At 66.4% G+C, this 18,234-nt stretch carries 10 protein-coding genes; 9 read left to right on the top strand and 1 reads right to left on the bottom strand.

Annotated features, from left to right (window positions below; translation table 11 throughout):
- Nucleotides 1-12: 12 nt before the first annotated feature.
- The 5 genes from RMO51_RS20345 to RMO51_RS20325 all read left to right on the top strand — a co-directional run bounded on the left by RMO51_RS20345 (nt 13) and on the right by RMO51_RS20325 (nt 8,137).
- Nucleotides 13-3,063: a DUF6493 family protein gene (locus RMO51_RS20345; protein ID WP_310397815.1), complete on the top strand. Its 3,051-nt coding sequence runs from the start codon at nt 13-15 to the stop codon at nt 3,061-3,063.
- 66 nt (nt 3,064-3,129) lie between these two features.
- Complete coding sequence (locus RMO51_RS20340; protein WP_310397814.1) at nt 3,130-3,528, top strand: hypothetical protein; 399 nt, start codon at nt 3,130-3,132, stop codon at nt 3,526-3,528.
- A gap of 60 nt (nt 3,529-3,588) precedes the next feature.
- Entirely contained in the window at nt 3,589-6,138 is a 2,550-nt protein-coding gene (locus RMO51_RS20335; protein WP_310397813.1) for a DUF4132 domain-containing protein, read from the top strand.
- Between the two features lie 149 nt (nt 6,139-6,287).
- Nucleotides 6,288-7,430: an FAD-dependent monooxygenase gene (locus RMO51_RS20330; protein ID WP_310397812.1), complete on the top strand. Its 1,143-nt coding sequence runs from the start codon at nt 6,288-6,290 to the stop codon at nt 7,428-7,430.
- A 188-nt stretch (nt 7,431-7,618) separates the two neighbouring features.
- Nucleotides 7,619-8,137, top strand: coding sequence for an FKBP-type peptidyl-prolyl cis-trans isomerase (locus RMO51_RS20325; protein WP_310397811.1), 519 nt, complete (start codon nt 7,619-7,621; stop codon nt 8,135-8,137).
- Nucleotides 8,138-8,161: 24 nt separating this feature from the next.
- Here the strand turns inward: RMO51_RS20325 and RMO51_RS20320 are convergent, their stop codons facing one another.
- Nucleotides 8,162-11,899, bottom strand: a complete 3,738-nt coding sequence (locus RMO51_RS20320; RefSeq protein ID WP_310397810.1) for an AAA domain-containing protein — start codon at nt 11,897-11,899, stop codon at nt 8,162-8,164.
- A gap of 566 nt (nt 11,900-12,465) precedes the next feature.
- On the opposite strand from RMO51_RS20320, the gene RMO51_RS20315 reads away from it, so the two are divergent.
- The 4 genes from RMO51_RS20315 to RMO51_RS20300 all read left to right on the top strand — a co-directional run.
- A complete protein-coding gene (locus RMO51_RS20315; RefSeq protein ID WP_310397809.1) occupies nt 12,466-13,047 on the top strand; it encodes a hypothetical protein in 582 nt (193 codons plus the stop codon).
- Between the two features lie 15 nt (nt 13,048-13,062).
- Nucleotides 13,063-13,419, top strand: a complete 357-nt coding sequence (locus tag RMO51_RS20310; RefSeq protein WP_310397808.1) for a hypothetical protein — start codon at nt 13,063-13,065, stop codon at nt 13,417-13,419.
- A 784-nt stretch (nt 13,420-14,203) separates the two neighbouring features.
- On the top strand, nt 14,204-16,429 hold the full coding sequence (locus RMO51_RS20305) for a beta-1,3-glucanase family protein (protein ID WP_310397807.1): 2,226 nt from the start codon (nt 14,204-14,206) through the stop codon (nt 16,427-16,429).
- Nucleotides 16,430-16,660: 231 nt separating this feature from the next.
- Nucleotides 16,661-18,234: AAA domain-containing protein (locus RMO51_RS20300; protein WP_310397806.1), on the top strand; the 1,574-nt coding region annotated here is incomplete at its 3' end.

Genomic DNA, 18,234 nt, shown 5'->3' with positions numbered 1-18,234 from the left:
CCCCGCCTTTGCATGCCTGCTGCCCCCACCCCCGTCGAGGCTTTTGAGCACATTATCCGCCGCCAAAACACAAAGGAGCTGGTGCCCTTTCTCCTGGAGCTGGAGCGAAAAAATGTGGTAGCGGTGCGAACCAAAACCAAGTCCTTGCACAAGGAGCTGGACGAATACACCGTTCGCGCCAACGGCCATTGGAATCGGCTCATGCAGCCAGACCAGGAGCTGATGCTGTTTCTGGCCGGGCTCGTCACCTATTCGCGCAAAGAAGCCTTCGCACGCGGGTTCACATTCCCGTCGCAGTTGAGCCACGAACAAGAGCTTCAGCTGCTGGAAAACCGCCGCCAGATGATAAAGGTGCTTGAACATGCCCGACCCGACTGGTTGGCTGATTGGTTTGAGCGCACTACCCGGGCCAATCAATGGGCTGCGCCCGACTACTCATTGCTGCGTGAGTTAGAGTCCCGGGACTTGATAGCACACCACCCGTGGCTGTTCGCGAAAGCGGCCGCAGACAAGCTCAACAGGTACAACTGGTTGCGCAATTTTCAGCTTCCAAAAGCTTCGCAAGAAATAGCGCCGCAGCAAACCATTCTACCCGATATCCAGACTAATACGGTCCTGCTACAGCGCGATTTACCGCTGCTTTTTGACTTTGACACGGTGGCCGATTCTGCCTTGGTTTACGACAATCAACGCCAGCAGAACACCACGTGGCTGACCCTGCTGCCGCAACTCGCCGCCTCCGGCCACCTCGACCGCGCCGACCTGCTCACGCGCTGCCTGCTGGCCCTGCGCCGCGACTTCCGCCGGCCGCTGCTGACGTGGTTCAAGAACCTGTTTTTGGCCCTGGGTCCCACGGCCGCCGAACGCCTGGCCCGGCAGGCCGAGCTGGTGGAACTGCTGGCGCACCCGTTGCCCCTGGTCGTCAACTTCGCCCTCGACCAGCTCAAGGACCTGTGGACCGAAGTCGGTTTCCGGGCCGAGGCGCTGCTGCTTTACGCCGACGGGCTGATGACGCGGCCGGACCTTAAAACCGGTGTACGGACGCTGTTGGGTGGGCTAGGCAAGCTGGTCAAGACTTCGCCGGGCCACGCCACGGCCATCGCCCAGCTCTGCGCCGCTGCCCTGGCCCACGCCGACGGCGCCGTGCAGGAGCGCGCCGCCAAGGGCCTGGCGGATTTGCTCAACGCCAAAAAGCCTTTGCTCGCCGCCGCTGAAGTTGCTGACCTAACTGACCGCCTGAACCAGTACGCCGACCTGCTGGCCCCGGCCGCTCGCCTCGTCCTCGCGCCCTGGCTGAGCGAAGCGGCCCCCGCCCCCGCGCCGGCCGATGCCCCGGCCGCCTACGAGCCGCGGACCGACTACGTGCCCGACCTCTCGCCCGCCACGGCCATCGCGCCGGTGGCCGACTGGCACGAGCTGCTGTTCCTGACCGGCCAGGTGCTCCGGCACGACGACCCCGCCGCGCTGGAACGCTGGCTGGAGGGCCTGCTGCGCCTGCGTCCGCACTTTCCAGCCGACTGCCAAGGGCCCTTGCAACCGTACCTGCACCAACTCCTGCCCCACCTACAGGGCAAAACGGAAACCGAGCAACGGGCCATTCTGGATAATCCTGCTTTCGCCGTCGGCTACGCCGGGCTGGCGCAGGCGCTGACGCTGGGCTGGGCCGGGGGCTTCGCCACGCCGCTGGTGAAGCGGGTGGAAATGCGCACTGCTTACCAAGCGGCCGACCCCCTGGTGGCCGTGGAGCAGCAGCGGCTGCTGTTTGCGGAGCAGTTGCTGCGCGCCCGGCAACCCCTACCGCTGCTGAGCACGCCCACCCACGCGCCGCACTGGGTGGCGCCCACGGCGCTGGTGCAGCGCCTACTGGCCTACGAGGCTGCCGCCCAGGAGCCAAATTTCGCCGACTTAGCCGTGGCCCTGGCCCGGACTGCCCGGGCCCACCTCGCCGAAGCGGCCGCCGCGCGGGCCCTACTGCCGCAGCTGCGCCACGAGGGCCTGCGCGAATTGCTGCACTGGCTGCTCCAGCCGGCCGGCGCGCCGCTGCCCGCCGCCGCGGCCGACCGCCGGCCCTTGCTCACCCTGCTCAAGCACGTTACGGAACGACTGGGGCAACTGCTGCCGGCGGCCGCTGCCAAGATGCCCGGCTCCCTGGCCGAATCCCTGCCCTGGCTGTGGGCGGTGGCGGCCCGTATCCGGGAGCCAGCCGCCGATTTCCCGGCGCTGGCCGGTCTGACGGCCAAAGACTATCCGGGCGTGGTGCGGCCCTGGCAGCCGCGCTGGGAGCTACAGCCCAAGTCCAACACCTACGTGGAAAAATGGAAGCCCGGCCAGCCCGAGGTTACCGACCGTTGGACCGAACTGCGGCTCTTGCCCCAGCCCACCGAGGGCCCGGCCCCCAGCGGCTTGCTGCTCTATTCGCTCCACGTGAACTTTAAGGTGAACGAGTCGCACCACATTTGGCATCATATGAGTTCGTTGACCTCGGATTACCCGTATCTGGTGGCGCTGCTGCCGCAGTATCCGGCGCCGCTGCATTGGCACGCGCTGCGCCTCGCCGCCACCCGCGACACGGTCGACTCGACCACCCGGGAATTGCTGGTCCAAGCGCTGCGCAGCTTACTGGGGCCGGGGCCGCGCTTCGACGAACCGGCGGCGCTGCTGCTGGCCGTGGGCCTGACGCACAACGCCCCAGGGTGCCGGGCGCTGGCGGTGGAAGTGCTGCTGGCCGCAGTGGCAGCCCGGCGTCTGGAGCCCGTCGCGCTGGGCCAGGCGCTGGGCCAGCTCTTGGCGGCCGAATTTGTGCCGGTGCAGCGCCTGGCCGACGGCCTGGTCCAGGCCCGGGCCATCAACTTCGCCACGGACGACGCCCTGCGCCGCACCCTAGACGCGCTGCTGCCCCAGCTGCCTGCTGAGCCGATGCGCAACGTGCGCAAGCTGCTCGAAGCCTACGCCGACCTCACGGCCCGCACCCGCCAGCCCGTGCCAGCCACCGTGGAGGACCGATTGCGCGAGTGGAAGGCGTCGCCCAGCCTGAAAAAAGTTGCCAGCGCTTTATTGAGTTAGGGCTTTTAACCAGGAGATTGTACCGCAGGCAAAAATCATCTATTTCACTTTTTGAGTCCCCGAAAAATGGCCCTTCTCACTTTTCAGGACGAGACTGCGACTGGCAGCGTCCTCAGCCGTTTGGAGCTGGAAATCAGCCAGGAAATGCTTACTGTGCGCGAGCTGATAAGCCGGCGCGTGCAGCAGGAAGTGGCTGCCCACAACGCCAACCAAACCACCCTTTTCCAGGGTTTGGTGCAACCCACCGACTCCGAGCGGCTGCTCAACGGCAGCGGCTTCCGCCTGCGCCACGCCAAGCCCATCGACGCCGAGCAGCAGGTGTACCAGGCCCTGCTCGCGTTTCAAAACAACGGTTTTTTTCTGCTGGTGAACGACCGGCAGGTGGAATCTTTGGACGAGGAAATATGGCTCGGGGCCGGGGCCACGGCCAGCTTTTTGAAGCTCACGCCGCTGGTGGGCGGCTGATGCCGGCCGCTGGTTCTTTTGGCTTACGGGCGTAACCTCCCTTTTTCATGGCAAAATTTTATGGCAAAATCGAAAAAGCTTTTGTTTGAGGCCCTCCCCGAAGGTGCCAGCGCCGGGCTGCTGGAGATGCAGCCCGTGCTGCAACGGCTCATCGAGGAAGCGGGCGCCACGACCAACTGGCACAGCACCATCACCGAACTGCCGACTTACCAGGCGGCCCGCACCAAAGACGCTGCTTACCGGGGCCGACTGGTTCTGGCCGCAATGGCCGGCATCCGGCTCAACCAGGGCCGCATTCGCACCACGCTCGTCAGGCTGTTGGAGAGTTTGATGAGAACCACGCTCACGCTGAGCGAAGCGGAATTCATCGCGCTTTTTCAGCTCTACGGGCTTTCGTTCGATACGCCCAGCCCAACCGCCATCCGCGATGCGCTGGGCATTTTTCCGGTCGCCCTCACATTGGGGCAGGTGGAGAAAGCCGTGCAGAAAAATGGCCTCGGGGAACCACTGGCGGCCTACTTGACCCGGTTTCTAGCCGGCACGCAGCTGGAATTGACGGGCTGGCGAGCCAGTGAGGTGAGCAAGCTACAGCGCCGGCTCCAGGCCGTGTTGAGCGCGGGCAACGGGGACGCGCGGCCCATCATCACCTTTCCCAGCGACGACGAGTTTGGCCGAAGCCTGACGCAGTTCGCCGCCGGCCTCGCCGACGACGCGCCCGCCACCCTGCCGTGGCTGCGCCTGCTGCAACTCTGGCAAAAAGCCAGCGCCGGCCAGCCCACCGCCAAGCTGGGCAAGGAGCTGGACGTCGCCCTGGCGGCCGTGGGCCCCGAGCTCGCCCGCCCGCAGCTGCGCGCGTGGCTGGAGCTGCTGAACGCGATGCCGGTGCGGGAACAAGCCCATACCCACGACTACGGCGACGGCAGCACGTACAATTACACCACCTGGGATTACCTGCACGAGGCCAATGCCATTGCCGCCAAGGGGTTAATCTGGACCGCGCAGCGCCTGGCCGACGCGGCCACGTTGCAGCAGTTGGCCACGCTGGCCGCCAAGTGCTACCGCAAGATTCCCGGCAAGGGCCCGCTGGCCATGGGCGTTGGCAACGCCTGCCTGCTGACGCTCTCGCAGCTGGGCCTGCCCGGCGTGGCGGCCCTGGCGCGGGTGCGGGCCAAAATCAAGCAGACCAACACCCAGGAGCTGATTGCGCGCTACATCGAGCAGGGGTCGCGGGCGCTGGGCGTGAGCCCGGCCGAGATTGAGGACATGGCCACGCCCGACTTCGGCCTGCAGGCCGGCCGCTGCGCCGAGCAGTTTGGCGAGTACACCGCCACCCTGGCTTTGGCCGGGGGCAAGGCGGAGGTGCACTGGGACAAGGGCGGTAAAGCCCTGAAAACCGCCGCCGCCGCCCTCAAAACCACCCACGCCGACGAGCTAAAGAACCTGAAGGGCACCCACGCCCAAGCCCAGCAAACCTACACCGCCCTGCGCGACCGCCTCGACCGCAGCTTCGTGGACGAGCGCCGCATTCCGTGGCCCTGGTTCGAGCAGTACTACTTCGGCCACGGCCTGGTGGGCGAGCTGGCCCGGCCGCTCATCTGGCGCCTGCACCAGCCCGACGGCACCTTCCGGGACGCACTGTGGCTAAACGAGCAGTGGCAGGACGCCCACGGCCGCCCCGTGCCCGCCCCGGCGCCCGATACCGAATTACAGCTCTGGCACCCCGTGCTGGCCCCGGCCGCCGAGGTGCTGGCTTGGCGCGCGCTGCTCGAACGGGCCCAGCTGCGCCAGCCGCTCAAGCAGGCCTTTCGCGAAGTGTACCTGCTCACGCCGCCCGAGGAGCGCACCCGCACCTACTCCAACCGCATGGCGGCGCACATCCTCAAGCAGCACCAGTTCAACTCCCTGGCTAAGCTACGCGGCTGGAAATACAGTCTGTTGGGCGCCTACGACAAGGGCTATAATTCCGACAAAGCCACCCTGGCGCTGCCTGCCCATCAGCTCCAGGCCGAGTTTTGGGTGAGCGAGGTGGATGCCGACGGGGCCTGGAACGACACGGGCATCTACCACTACGTGAGCACCGACCAGGTGCGCTTCACCCGGCGCGACGACGAAGCCGTGGCCCTGCCCGACATCCCGCCGCTGGTGTTTTCCGAGGTGATGCGCGACGTGGACCTGTTCGTGGGCGTGGCCAGCGTGGGCAACGACCCGCAGTGGCGCGACAACGGCGGCCTGGTGCAGTTCCGCACTTACTGGGAAAGCTACAGCTTCGGCGAGCTGGGCGAGGTGGCCAAAAACCGCAAGCTGGCCCTGGAGCGCCTGGTGCCCCGCCTGAAAATCGGCAAAGTGAGCGAAATCAAGGACAAGTTTCTAGTGGTGAAGGGCCGGGTGCGCACCTACAAAATTCACCTCGGCAGCGGCAACATTCTCATGGAGCCCAACGACCAGTACCTGTGCATCGTGCCCGACCGCTCGGCCAAAACGGTGGGCACCGCCGACGTATTTTTGCCTTTCGAGGGCGACGCCGTGCTGTCCATCATCCTCAGTAAAGCCCTGCTGCTGATGGACGACGACAAGATTACCGACGAAACCATTTTGCGGCAGATTAGATAGCGCACCCACCAGCTGGAACCTGGCCCTGTTCGCGGCCCCGCTGACCTTTCGCGCGGTTGGCTGTTGATGAACGCAGGATACGGGGGCTTGCCCCGCCTGCCACCCTGCTCACCCGAAACCTACTTAACGCTTCAACCCTTCCCGCTTTCATGCAGCTTCCCGGCCTCGTTATTGGCGGCGGCATCGCCGGGCTCACCGCCGCCATCGCGCTTCACCAGCGCGGCATTGCGGCCACGGTGTGCGAAGCCGCCCCGCACATTCTGCCGCTGGGCGCCGGCATCTGGATGGCCCCGAATGCCATGCAGGTGTTCGAGCGCCTGGGGTTGGCCACCAAAATCAACGCCGGCGGGGTTCCGCTGCGGGCCATTGAGATTACGGACGGGTGCCTGCGCCCCCTTCTCCGCACCGACCAGGCGCGCATTCGGCAGCAGTTCGGGCACGGCACCACGGCCATCCGGCGGGCCACGCTCCAGCAGATTCTGCTGGCTGAGCTGGACCCGGCCACCGTACGGCTGGGCAAAGCCTGCACCGCGCTGGCCCCGGACGCGGCCGGCGTCACGGTGACTTTTGCCGACGGCACGGCGCACCGGGCGGCCTTCGTGGTGGGAGCCGACGGCATTCACTCGCCCGTGCGCGGGCAGTTGTTCCCGGGAGTGCGGCCGAACGGCACCGGGCACCTGGTGTGGCGGGGCATGTCGGCAGTGGCGCTGGCGCCCCGGTTCCGACGGGCCATCCGCGAAGCCTGGGCCGGCGGGCTGCGGTTTGGCTTTTCCGAAATCGCCGACGGCGTGGTCGATTGGTTTGCGGCGGTGCCGGGCGCGTTCGGAAGCGACCGGGCCGGCCTGCTGGGGCGCCTGCAAGCGGCCTTTGCCGGTTTTGCTGAGCCTGTGCCGGCGTTGCTGGCCGCCGCCGATGAGCCCGCTATTATTCGCAATGAAGTCGTGGATTTCAACCCGCTGCCCTGCTGGCACCGGGGCCGCATCGGCCTGATTGGCGACGCGGCCCACGCCACCACGCCCTACCTAGGCCAGGGCGGCTGCCAGGCCGTGGAAGACGCTTACGCCCTGGCCCTGTGCCTGCACCGCCACCCGGCCGACCCGGCGCGGGCCTTCGCCGAGCTGCTGCGCCTGCGCCGCGCCAAAGCCCGGCACGTCGTGCGCACGTCGCGCCTCATGGGCCGCATCGGCTACCTGAGCGGCGCCGCCGCCGAGCTCCGCGACTTGGCCATCCGCGCCACCCCACGGTGGGTGTCGGAACGGCAGTTTCGGCAGGTTTACGGGTTGAACTACTAGGTGGCGGCAGGCGTCGGGTGCGCTGGCCAATGGAACCATACCGCGCCAAAAGCAGCTGCTGTTTCCGACGAACTGAATAGCGCTGAATTTGCCGCCGCAACCTTTTCGAGCGGTATTAATTTCAGCAGAGCCCTAGTGCCCAACGTCGCATTCGGGCCCAATGGTCTATTTTTACAAAAAAACGATTCATGAAAACATTATTTTCCACTGGAATTCTCCGGGTGCTGTTTGCGGCGCTGGTAGCCACAACGGGCGTGCTGACAACCGCCTGCAAAGAAGAAGTTGAGGTCACCGACCCCAACCAGGACTTCTCCGCCATCGACGAAGAAATCATCAAGAAATACCTGGCCGACAACGCCATCACCACCGCGCAGCGCCAGCCCTCCGGGCTCTACTACGTGCCGGTTACCAGCAACCCCGCGGCCACCCAGGCCACCGCCGGCAAAAAGGTAGCAGTCTTATACACGGGTCAGTTCCTAGACGGCCGGGTGTTTGATGCTTCGTCACGCAACGGCAACCAACCTTATGAGTTCACGCTGCCAGGCAATGTCATCAAGGGTTGGAATGAAGGGATACCCTTGATGCGCAAAGGTGAAAAGGGCATATTGCTCATTCCATCGGCACTAGCTTACGGCGAACTCGGCCGGTCGCCCATCCCGCCGAACACAGTGCTTCGTTTCGAGGTAGAGCTGGTGAACGTGCAGTAGACGGAACCACTCTCGCGTTATTTTTTAGTAAGCCTCGGCTACTCGTGCCAGCAGCGCCGCGTGCTGCGGCGCCCGGCTTAACACCAGCTCATTGCCGAGTAGCACCAGCTGCTGGCGGGCCCGCGTGAGGGCCACGTTCAGCTTGCGGTCGACCTGGCCGGATTCGTCGGGCGACACCATGAGCTCCAGTTGGTGCTCGTGGTGGCAGCAGAAGCTCACGATGATGACCTCGCGCTGGCTGCCCTGGTAGCGTTCCACAGTATCGACGCTGACCTGGGCCAGCGCGGGCAGGGCCAACTCGACGGCCAGCTGCGCCAGCCGAGCCCGGATGCGCGCGGCCTGGTTGCGGTAGCTGGCGATGATGCCCAACGTGGTTTCGGGGTTAAAATCACCGCCGTAGCCCTGGGCCACGCAGGCAGCCGCGCGCCCGGCCAGCTCCACCTCCTGGGCCGATTCCTTCATCGACAAATCCTCGGGCAGGCGCCGCGTGGGCATAAACACCACCCGCCGCGTGCGCAACAACGCCGCGAAGGCGTCGGCCGGGTCACTGGCGGGCCAGGCGGCGCGGTCGAGCGGGGCAGCCTGCCAGGGCTGGGGGCAGCGGAGCTGGTTGTCGTAAAAATCCTGGTTGACCAGCGCGGCCAGGTCTTGGTGCATGCGGTACTGGTCGGCCAGGGTGCCGTGGGCGTGCGGCCAGTGCGCCTGGGCGCGGCGGAACAGGCGTTCGAAGTACGAATTGCGCAGGTTGGTGAGGCCCAGCTCATCGCGCAGTAGGGCGGCCACTTCGGAAGCCACGGCGCTGGTTTCGGGCTCCTGAGCCACCACGGCGGGCAGCTGGCGGTGGTCGCCAATGAGGATGAACTTCGGCACCTTGGCCAGCAGGGCCAGCATGGGCGACTCCAGCACCTGGCTGGCTTCGTCCACCACGGCCACGTCGAATTGCTTGAGCAGAAACAGCTCCGGCTTGCCCAGCAGGCTGGCCACCGTGCCCACGTAGAACGGGCAAGTGGTGAGCCGGCCGCGCACCATTTGCCGGCTGGTGCAGTCGCGTAGCATGTTGTCGAGCAAATACGGCCGGTACCCGGGCGCCGTGCCCAGCCGCGAGCCCACCCGAATGAACGGCAGGCCGGCCTGCACCAGCTGCTCGCAGATTTCGTCCACGGCGCGGTTGGTGTAGGCGGCCAGCAGCACCTGCTTATCCTGCTTGTAAAGGCTGACCGCCAGCTCGCGCAGCACCGCGCGGGTCTTGCCGGTGCCGGGCGGGCCGCAGAGCACAAACCAGTCGGGCGCGGCCAGGGCGCGGGTCACCACTTCCGCGGCCGTGGTGGCCGGAGCGGCAGCGGCCGTCCAGCCTTCGGGCTCGCGCGGGCCGGTGCGAGCCAGCAGGCGGCGGCGGCGTTCGGGGGCCAGGCTGAGAAAGGCCGACAGCCCGGCCCACTCCCGGCGAAAGGTGTCGTAAGTGTCCGGCTCCAGCGCCCAGTGCGAATGGCCCAGCAGGTAGCGCGGCGCCATGCGGCGGTTGCGCACGCTGAGCACCACCCGGCCGTCGGCCCCGAGGTCTTCGGCCAGCACCACCTTCACCACCTGGCTATCCAAAGGACTCAGGGACTTGGGAACTGAGGGGCTCAGGTCGGCTTGCGGAGTCGGCGGTTCGAAGTTTGGGGGGGAGGGCTGCGGGGCGGAGACTGCCGCGGGCCGCTTGGTACCGGCCGCTTCGGCGCGGCGGCGCGGGTAGAGAATGAGCGTGTCACCGGCCCGGAAGTTCACCTCACGGCCGTCGGCGGGCCGCTGGAAGATGAGGTGCGGGCCCAGCCCGTCGCGGGCGTCATCGTCGGCGTGGCTGTGGTCTTCTAGCAGCACAAGGTCGTCGAGCAGGCTGAAGTTCTGGTGCTTGCGGGCCTGGGGCAGCAGCCAAAGGCCGGCCTGGCCGCCGGCGTCGCCCGGGCGGCCCTCGTCGCCAAGCAGGGTCAGGCGCATTTCGCGGGCCGTGAAGCGGACCAACTCCAGGCAATAGGCGCGCTCCACGGCATCGGCGGCGGCCCAGGCGGCGGCCATTTTCTCGGCCTTGGCCTTGCCGAAAGGAGGCAACGCCAGCAGGTTGGGGTGCAGCACGGGGGCCAGCAGCTGCTCGGTTTGGCGGGGGCCGGGGGCGCGGGCCAGCTGCAGCTCGGTGCCTACCAGCTGGTTGCGGGCCATGAGCAGGCGGTCAATCAGGTCCTGGTCCTGATCGACGCGGCGCACGGCGGGCTGGCCGCTGGCCGCGTTCGAGTACAGGATGCTGGTGCGGCCCCGGCCGGCCGTCTCGCCATCGGCCCCGAACACCGACTCCAGCAGCAGGCGGTAGAGCTGGGCCTGGGCGGCGTGGTTGCTCCACGGCTCGGCATGAGGCACTTTGGTGGAGCTTTTCAACTCCACGAGGTCATAGCCCGTGGGGCTTTCGTGCAGCAGGTCGAGCCGCCCTTGCAGGCCGTAAGTGGCCGAGAGAAAGGTGGGCTCCAGGAAGCAGTCGGCCAGGCGCAGGGGCTCCTGCTGGTAGCCGGTGCGGCTGGCGGCCACGAAGCCCTGGGTGCGCGTTTCGCGCAGGGTGCGGTGGTGGCGGCGCAGGTCGTTGAGCAGTTCGGGCACGCCAGTACGGGTCTGAAACTCCGGCAGCGTGCTGATGGCCAGCGGCGCCGTGCGAAACAAGCGCTGCTTGAAGAACCGCTCCAGGTTGAAATCCTCGTTGTTGATTGTTCGTAGCGGGTTGTCGGCTCCTAGTTCCAACTTCTCGTTTCCGACTGAATCCTTTTCTACCGCCTCGCTACTGTTTTGCCCGGCTGGGTGGTCATTGCCATTCGAGCTGACCACCGGCAGCTGCCCCCTAACCGCCGCCTCCGCTTGGCGCGCGGCGTGGCTCACTTCTTCGTCCAGCAGCAGGTTCACCAGGTTGCCGAGCACCAGCGGGCGCGAGGTTTCGTCGGGCAAAAATGCGTTTAGCAGCGCCCATTCGGGGACGGTGCCGTCCTTTTGGGCGCACTCGGCCACGGTAGTCACGCTCACCAGGTAGTCGGGTTCGAGCACCACGCGGCGGGCCCGCACGCGCCCATCGGCCAGCAGCACTGGGCCGATGAGGTGCAGCGTGGGGTGCAGCGCGGCGGCCAGCGGCAGCACGGCTTCGTAGGCCGCGGGCAGCAGCAGGTGGAAAGGACCGCTGGGCCGGCCATCGGCGGGCGAAGCCATTTCCACCGTCAGGTCGTCGGCAACAAGGTCGGCGTGCAGCACCCGCACCCGCCAGGCGGTACCGGCCGGGGCCGGGCTCAGCGTGGGGACGAAGGCGCTTAATGCCGCCGCCGCAAGGTCAACGGCCGGGTCGGAACTGGCGGTTGTGGCCGAAACCGGCGTTTCCAGCAGCGGCGGGCCCGCGTACTGCTCGCCCGTCAGGTACAGCACCAGGGCCGCGACGGCCGCGAAGCCGCTGGCCGTTTCGGCCGGCGTGCCGGGGTAGCTTTCATGAACCACCAAATTGGCCACCAGGCGCAGGGCTTGCAGCTGGTTGCGCAGGCCCAAGGGTAGGTTGTGGGCGTACGCGACTTGCCCAATGGCCTGGTTCAGGTCCACAAAAGGCGCGTCCCGCTGCTTGCAGTCGTCGCGCAGCACCGTTTCGAGCACCTTGCGCAGCTTGGGCAGCTGGTCGGCCGGCGCGGCGGCGGGGTCGGCGGCCAGGGCCGCGAGGCGCGGGTAGTAGCGGGTGGGCATGGGGTAGAAAATAAGCGCGGCGGCCATAAAAGTAACGGGTGCGGCGTCCCCCATTGCCGGGAACGGTGGGGCCAGCGGGCGCCCGCGAAGCCCGGCGGCGCCAGCAATTTACCGCCCCGGCACATATTAATGCGGCGCGTAACGAGCGCGGCTGCGCCGGCCCAGCTCACGGCGTGCCCGGTCCGGCAGGGCCGTGCTGGCGGCCACGCCACGGCGGGTTTTGAACGGGCAGCGGCTCGCCTGCCGCTCGTAAGTGACGACCTGACCCTGCGGGCCCTCGGGCGGATTGGATTGCGGCAACGCAGCTGGTTGCGCACGCCGGCCGGGCGGCCACCGCCTACCCGCGCCGCGTTGTGAACCACGTGGCCGTAGTTTCGTCCGGGCTCGCCTCGCGCACCGCCAACGGCAGCCCGAAGGGTTCGGCAGGTGCGTTGTTGCCGGCGGGCCAGGGGTTTTTGCCGTACAGAGCGGGCGCCTTGCGGCGGGTGGCGCACCCGGCTACCCGCCGTCCCATGACTCCCTACCGGAGCCGAGTAGTTTTTCGTATAACCAATCCATTGATGATATTTGCCGGCCGGCCCTCCTTCCCATTCATGCCACAAAGAATGCAGACGCGCGCCAAACGCCGTTTTTTTACAGCCTTTGCCGCGGCCTTGGCTTGGGCCGCCCTCCTGCCCGCCTTTGGCGAGCCCGAGCCAGTGACACCCGACGGCCCGTTGCCCGGCCTGCTGCGCGAGCGCGCCGTGCTCACCCGCCGCTACGCCGCCGCCAGCGCCCAGCGGCACAGCCTGTTTGGCAACAAGGCTTCCAAGAAAGACCTTCAGGAAGTGGTGAACGCGCTCCAGGGCATTGTCGACAAGGACCAGCAGATTGTGGACGTGCTGAACGCAACCGCCCGCCAGGCGCAGACCACGTCGGTACGCCTGGCCGCCACCACCACCCACCTCGAAAGCACCGGCCGCGACGACCGCAACCTCACCGCCCAGCGCCTTTCCGAGCTGCAAAACGAAACCGAAAACCTGCGCCAGCGCGAAAAACAGCAGCTCGCCCGCCAGCGCGACCTTGAAGCCGAAGTGGCCGAAACCAAGCAGGGCGACTTCGTGCGCGACGCCCTCATTGCCGTGCTGTCGGTGCTCAGCGTGGGGCTGCTGGTGGCCCGGCGGCGGCGCAAGTAGCCGTACTTTCGCCGCATGTCCAGCTTCCCTTTTCAGGTGGCCCCGCTGCCGCCGCCCGCCGCGCCCGGGCGCCAACTGGTCATCTTTGCCGATGTGGGCGGGCTGGAAGAGTACTACGTTCTGTTCCAAAATCACGGGTTTGGGGGCACCGCCGATTCCTGGGTTGAGCACATCGAAACCATCATCGAGGAGCACCAGCCCGCCTTGCTGGACGACGTGGAATTTGAGGAGGGCGGCCACACGTTCGTGGCCTACGTCCCCAGCCAGGCCGTGGCCGACCAGTTTTTGGCCTGCGTGCTGCCCTACTTCGGTTCGCTACCCAAGCTGCACAACTACCTGAGCCAAGCGGACCCCGGCAATTTTTTTGCCTGACAACCGGCCCATTTCATTTCGAAACGGCCCGAGCCCGAGCGCCATCCTGTAGAGATACCCCGGAAACACCCCGTCTACTTGCCGCGCCGGCGGAAGTGGACACGGGCGGTGGTAAGGCCCCCGCCTCCGGTTTTTTCGGAACCGGAGCCGGCCGCCAGTAGCCGGCCAATGGACCGGAGCAAAAACGAGCGGGACGACAGCGCACGAGCCAACAAGTTGGTGCGGCCCCCGCGCGCCCAGGCTGGCCGGGGGGCTGCCGGAACCGGTGCTCCCGGCCGGGGCCCTGCTGCCGACCAGCCGGCCGCCGGCCGGCCAGGGCGCCGCAGCTCGGCGGCCCCGGTTGCAGCCCAAGGCGGCTGCTCTTCTAAAAATAATGGAAAAAGTTTGCTGGCCGAAAGTTGTGTTTTAAACGCAAACGACCCCGGCTCTCAACTGCCGGCCAACCTGGGCGGCATTGCGCTGCCACGGCCTCGCACCACGGCCTGCGGTTGCGTAAATGAAAACCACGTGCGCGTTAAGTGAATTTGACGGTAAAACAATCGTTTTCAGCCCGTAACAGCGCATTTGTTTATTTAAAACACCCGAATACCTTTGCCTCGCTGCCGCCGTCAATGGCCTGTTTCAGGGCCGAAGGGTAGGCGGCGCTCCGGCCGGAGTCTGCCCGAAAATGCCCCGCTGGGCCGCCTGTCCGGCGGCTGGGTTGGCGGCTCGGTGCGCCCGTTTGCGCGGGCCCCGCCAAAAGTCCTTTCCACTTTTTGTTTCATTCCCGCCATTTTTCACAACTATGAAAAAGCCTACACTTTTTGCCCTTTGGGGACTGGTTTTCCTTTTGTGCTTCGGCCCGCGCGGGGCCGGGGCCCAAGGGCCCATTCCATTCACCGTCGCCAACACCTCGCCCTTCGCCGACAGCGACCTGTACGTGGCCATCGTGGGCCTCGACAACGCCGGCAACCACATCTGGGTGAACGCCCGCAACAGCGCCGTGGTGCCCATGGACCGCTCCTACAACACCGTGCTGGGGCCCACCTACAACGGCAACACCGGCCCCGGCGGCAATTCCCGCTACGCTTCCTGCTTCACCCGGCTGAGCGAAATCCCGAACAAAACCTTCACCCTGCCGCAAATCCAGGGCTGCCGGGTATTCATCTCCCGCGGGCAGCAGCTGTACCTGTATTTTTTCGGGTCCTCGGGCGCGCCCTCGGGCTATGCCGGGCCCAACGGGCAGAACCCGGACGACGTGAACCGGGGCATTCTGTACGAAATCATTGAGCTGACCAACAACCAGTTCGGGTTCTTTGGTAACACCACGCGCGTCGATTCCTACAAATACCCCATGGGCCTGGAGCTGTTCGGCGCGGGCTACCAGAAGCGCACGGGCGAGCTGAAAAACGCCGCCGACATCGTGGCCGCCTACAAAGCCAACGTGCCGGCCGAGTTCCAGGGCACGGTGAACGACGCCACCGGCGAAATCACCTTCCCGGCCAAAACGCCTGCGTTCTACGACGGCACCAACGGCACCGTGCCCGGCCCCCAAGCCAACTACTTTAAGTCGTACATCGACGCCATCTGGGCCAAGTATGTGAACGTGGACCTGGTTTTCAACGCCGGCAACGCCGGCGTGTTCAGGGGCCGAATAGCTGGCGACCGGCTCACGGTGGTGGGCCAGTCGGGGGCATTTGCGGGTCGCACGGGCATCATCACCCGGCGGCCCACCACCCAGGAAGCCTTTGAGGGCAAGGGCGTGCTGGCCACCCGCGTGGGCGACGGCGACTGCGACCTGGTCATCCAGGCCCAGATGACGGCGGCCATCAACCGCCACGTGGTGAACACCACCGCGGCCGACCCAGGCCTGCAGGACTGGTACAACGTGGGCAGCTTCTACCAGACCGGCCCGGCCAACTACTACGCGCGCTTCTGGCACCTGCCGGGCATCAGCGTGGACCAGCTGAGCTACGGCTTTGCTTACGACGACGTGGCCGACCAGTCGGCCACGCTGCAAACCCCGCGGCCGACGCGGGTCATTGCCACCTTTGGCGGCTACGCGGGCTCGGCGCCGCCCCCGGCGGGCGGAGTGGCTACCTTGTTCAAGGACTGCGGCTTCAGCGGCACCGCCGTTGCCCTGCCCGTCGGCGACTATAACCTGGGCCAGCTGCAAGCCCGGGGCATTCTGAACGAGGACGTTTCTTCGCTGACCCTGAACAGCGGCTTCCGGGTGATTTTGTACGAGAACGACAACTTCACTGGCGCGTCGCTCACGGTCACGGCCAACAACACCTGCCTGGTGAACAACGCGCTGGGCGCGGGCAACTGGAACGACAAGACCACCTCCCTGCGGGTGCAGGCCGTTTCCGCCGGTTTCAGCCGCCAGCTCGAAGCCGAAACCTTCAACGTCAACAACGGCATGGTGGTGGAAGCCTGTTCCGATGCGGGCGGCGGCCAGGACATGGGCTTCATTGACCCCGGCGACTACCTCGTATTCAACGGCGTCAACTTCCCCACCTCCGGCAGCTACCTCATCGAGTACCGCGTGGCCAGCGGGGCCAACGGTGGCACCATCTCGGCGGACTTGAACGCGGGCGGCATTCAGTTGGGCAACACGACCATTCCGGGCACCGGCGGCTGGCAGAACTGGACCACCGTCTCGCGCACCGTCACCATCGACGCCGGCACCTACAACTTCGGCGTGTTTGCCCAAACCGGCGGCTACAACCTCAACTGGATTCGCATCACCAAGCAGGGCGCGGCCCGCACCGCGCTGGCCCGCACCAACGCGCGCGACAACGCCCTGCTTGCCCTCTACCCCAACCCCGTGGCCGACGAGCTGCGCCTGGCGCCGGCCCCCGAGCTGATGGGCAGCGCTTACCGCATCGTAAACGCCATTGGGCAAACCGTGCGAACCGGCACCCTGGGCACCAGCCTGGACGCGGCCCGGCTGCCCGCCGGCTCCTACCTGCTGCTGGTGACCACCCAGGACCGGCAAACGCTGAGCCGGCGCTTCACCAAGCTGTAGCGCCCGCCGCGTGGTGCTGCTTAAAAAAGGCTGCCTGGCTTCCAGGCAGCCTTTTTTATGGATTTCCCAAGTGGTTCGACCCGGTGCATTCGCGGCGCTGGGCTTGCATTTTTGCGGCGGCGGCGGCGCTGTTTGTAGTTGGAGGCGGCCGCCTTGGGAAATGCGCCCGACCTTCGTCACTCATTTTCCGTTTTCGTTGTTACCAATCCAACGAAATCAACCCGCATTCTTTTGTCTGATATATCCTTCGCCCCCGTCGACCGCTACGCCCTCGAAAAGGAGCTGCGCCAGGTCCAGGCCCTGATGAAACTCGAGCAGCAGGAAGACCTGGTGCAGTTCAAGCTTAAAAACGCCAAGGCCAGCATTGCCGAGCGCCAGCAGCGCGGCCTCACTTGGTACCCCGTCACCATCACGAAGGAAGACGTGGGCTTTGGCGGCAAGGTGGTGCTGGAGCTGGAGCGCCCCGCCGGGCAGCAGGGCCTGCACTTGTTTCAAGTCGGTAAGAATGCCTCGCTGTTTGGCAACGTGCCCGGCCGCGCGGCCACCGACCGGCCCACGCTCAACGGCGTGATTACCAGCGTGCGGCGCAACAAGCTGCTGCTGGCCACCACCAAGGAAGACCTGCCCGACTGGGTGACCGACGGCGGCAAGCTGGGCATCGACCTGACCTTCGACGAGGTGAGCTACCGCGAGATGGACTACGCCCTGGGCAAGGTGATGGGCGCCTACGACGGCCGCCTGGCCGAGCTGCGCGACGTGCTGCTGGGCGCCAGGGCGGCCCGTTTCCGCGAGGAAAAAGCCTCCGACCTGTTCTACCCCAGCCCGCTCAACCCCTCGCAGCTGGCGGCCGTGCGCCACGTGCTGGCCGCCCAGGACGTGGCCATCATCCACGGCCCGCCCGGCACGGGCAAAACCACCACGCTGGTGCAGGCCATTCTGGAAACCATCCGGCGCGAGCGGCGGGTGCTGGTGTGCGCCCCCAGCAACACGGCCGTGGACCTGCTCACCGAAAAGCTGGCCGAGCGCGGCGTCAATGTCATTCGCATGGGCAACCCCAGCCGGGTGTCGGACCTGCTGCTGGAGCACACGCTCGACGCCCAGGTGATGGCCCACCGCAACTACAACGAGCTGCGCTCGATGCGCCAGACCGCCGAGCAGTACCGCGAAACAGCCAGTGAGTACAAGCGCAACTTTGGCTACGAGGAGCAGCAGCAGCGCCGCCTGCTGAAGGAAGAAGCCCGCGCCCTGCACCAGGAAGCCGACAACTTGGAGCGCTACATCACCGAGGATTTGCTGGAGCAAGTGCAGGTGATTACCTGCACGCTGGTGGGCGCGGCCAACCGCAACATCCGCCACCTCACCTACGAAACGGTGTTCATCGACGAGGCCGCCCAGGCCCTGGAGCCGGGCTGCTGGATACCCATTTCCAAGGCCAGCCGCGTGGTGCTGGCCGGCGACCACCACCAGCTGCCGCCCACGGTGAAGAGCGAAAAAGCCGCCCGCGAAGGCCTGCGCGAAACCCTGTTCGAGAAGTGCATCAAGCGCCAGCCGGCCACGGCCCGGATGCTCACGGTGCAGTACCGGATGCACGAGCAAATCATGGCGTTCAGTTCGGAGCAGTTCTACGACGGCCTGCTCGAAGCCCACGCCACCGTGCGCCACGCCGGCCTCGACGCCTACGACCTGAGCTTTGCCCCCGACCTGCCCGTGGAATTCCTCGACACCGCCGGCTTCGGCTTCCAGGAAATCACCATTCCTGAAAGCCGCTCCACCGCCAACCCCGAAGAAGCCGACCTGCTCCTGCG

It is taken from the genome of Hymenobacter sp. (assembly GCF_031398885.1).
In the GTDB taxonomy this organism is placed as follows: domain Bacteria; phylum Bacteroidota; class Bacteroidia; order Cytophagales; family Hymenobacteraceae; genus Hymenobacter.
This window is presented reverse-complemented; position numbering and strand designations above follow the sequence as displayed.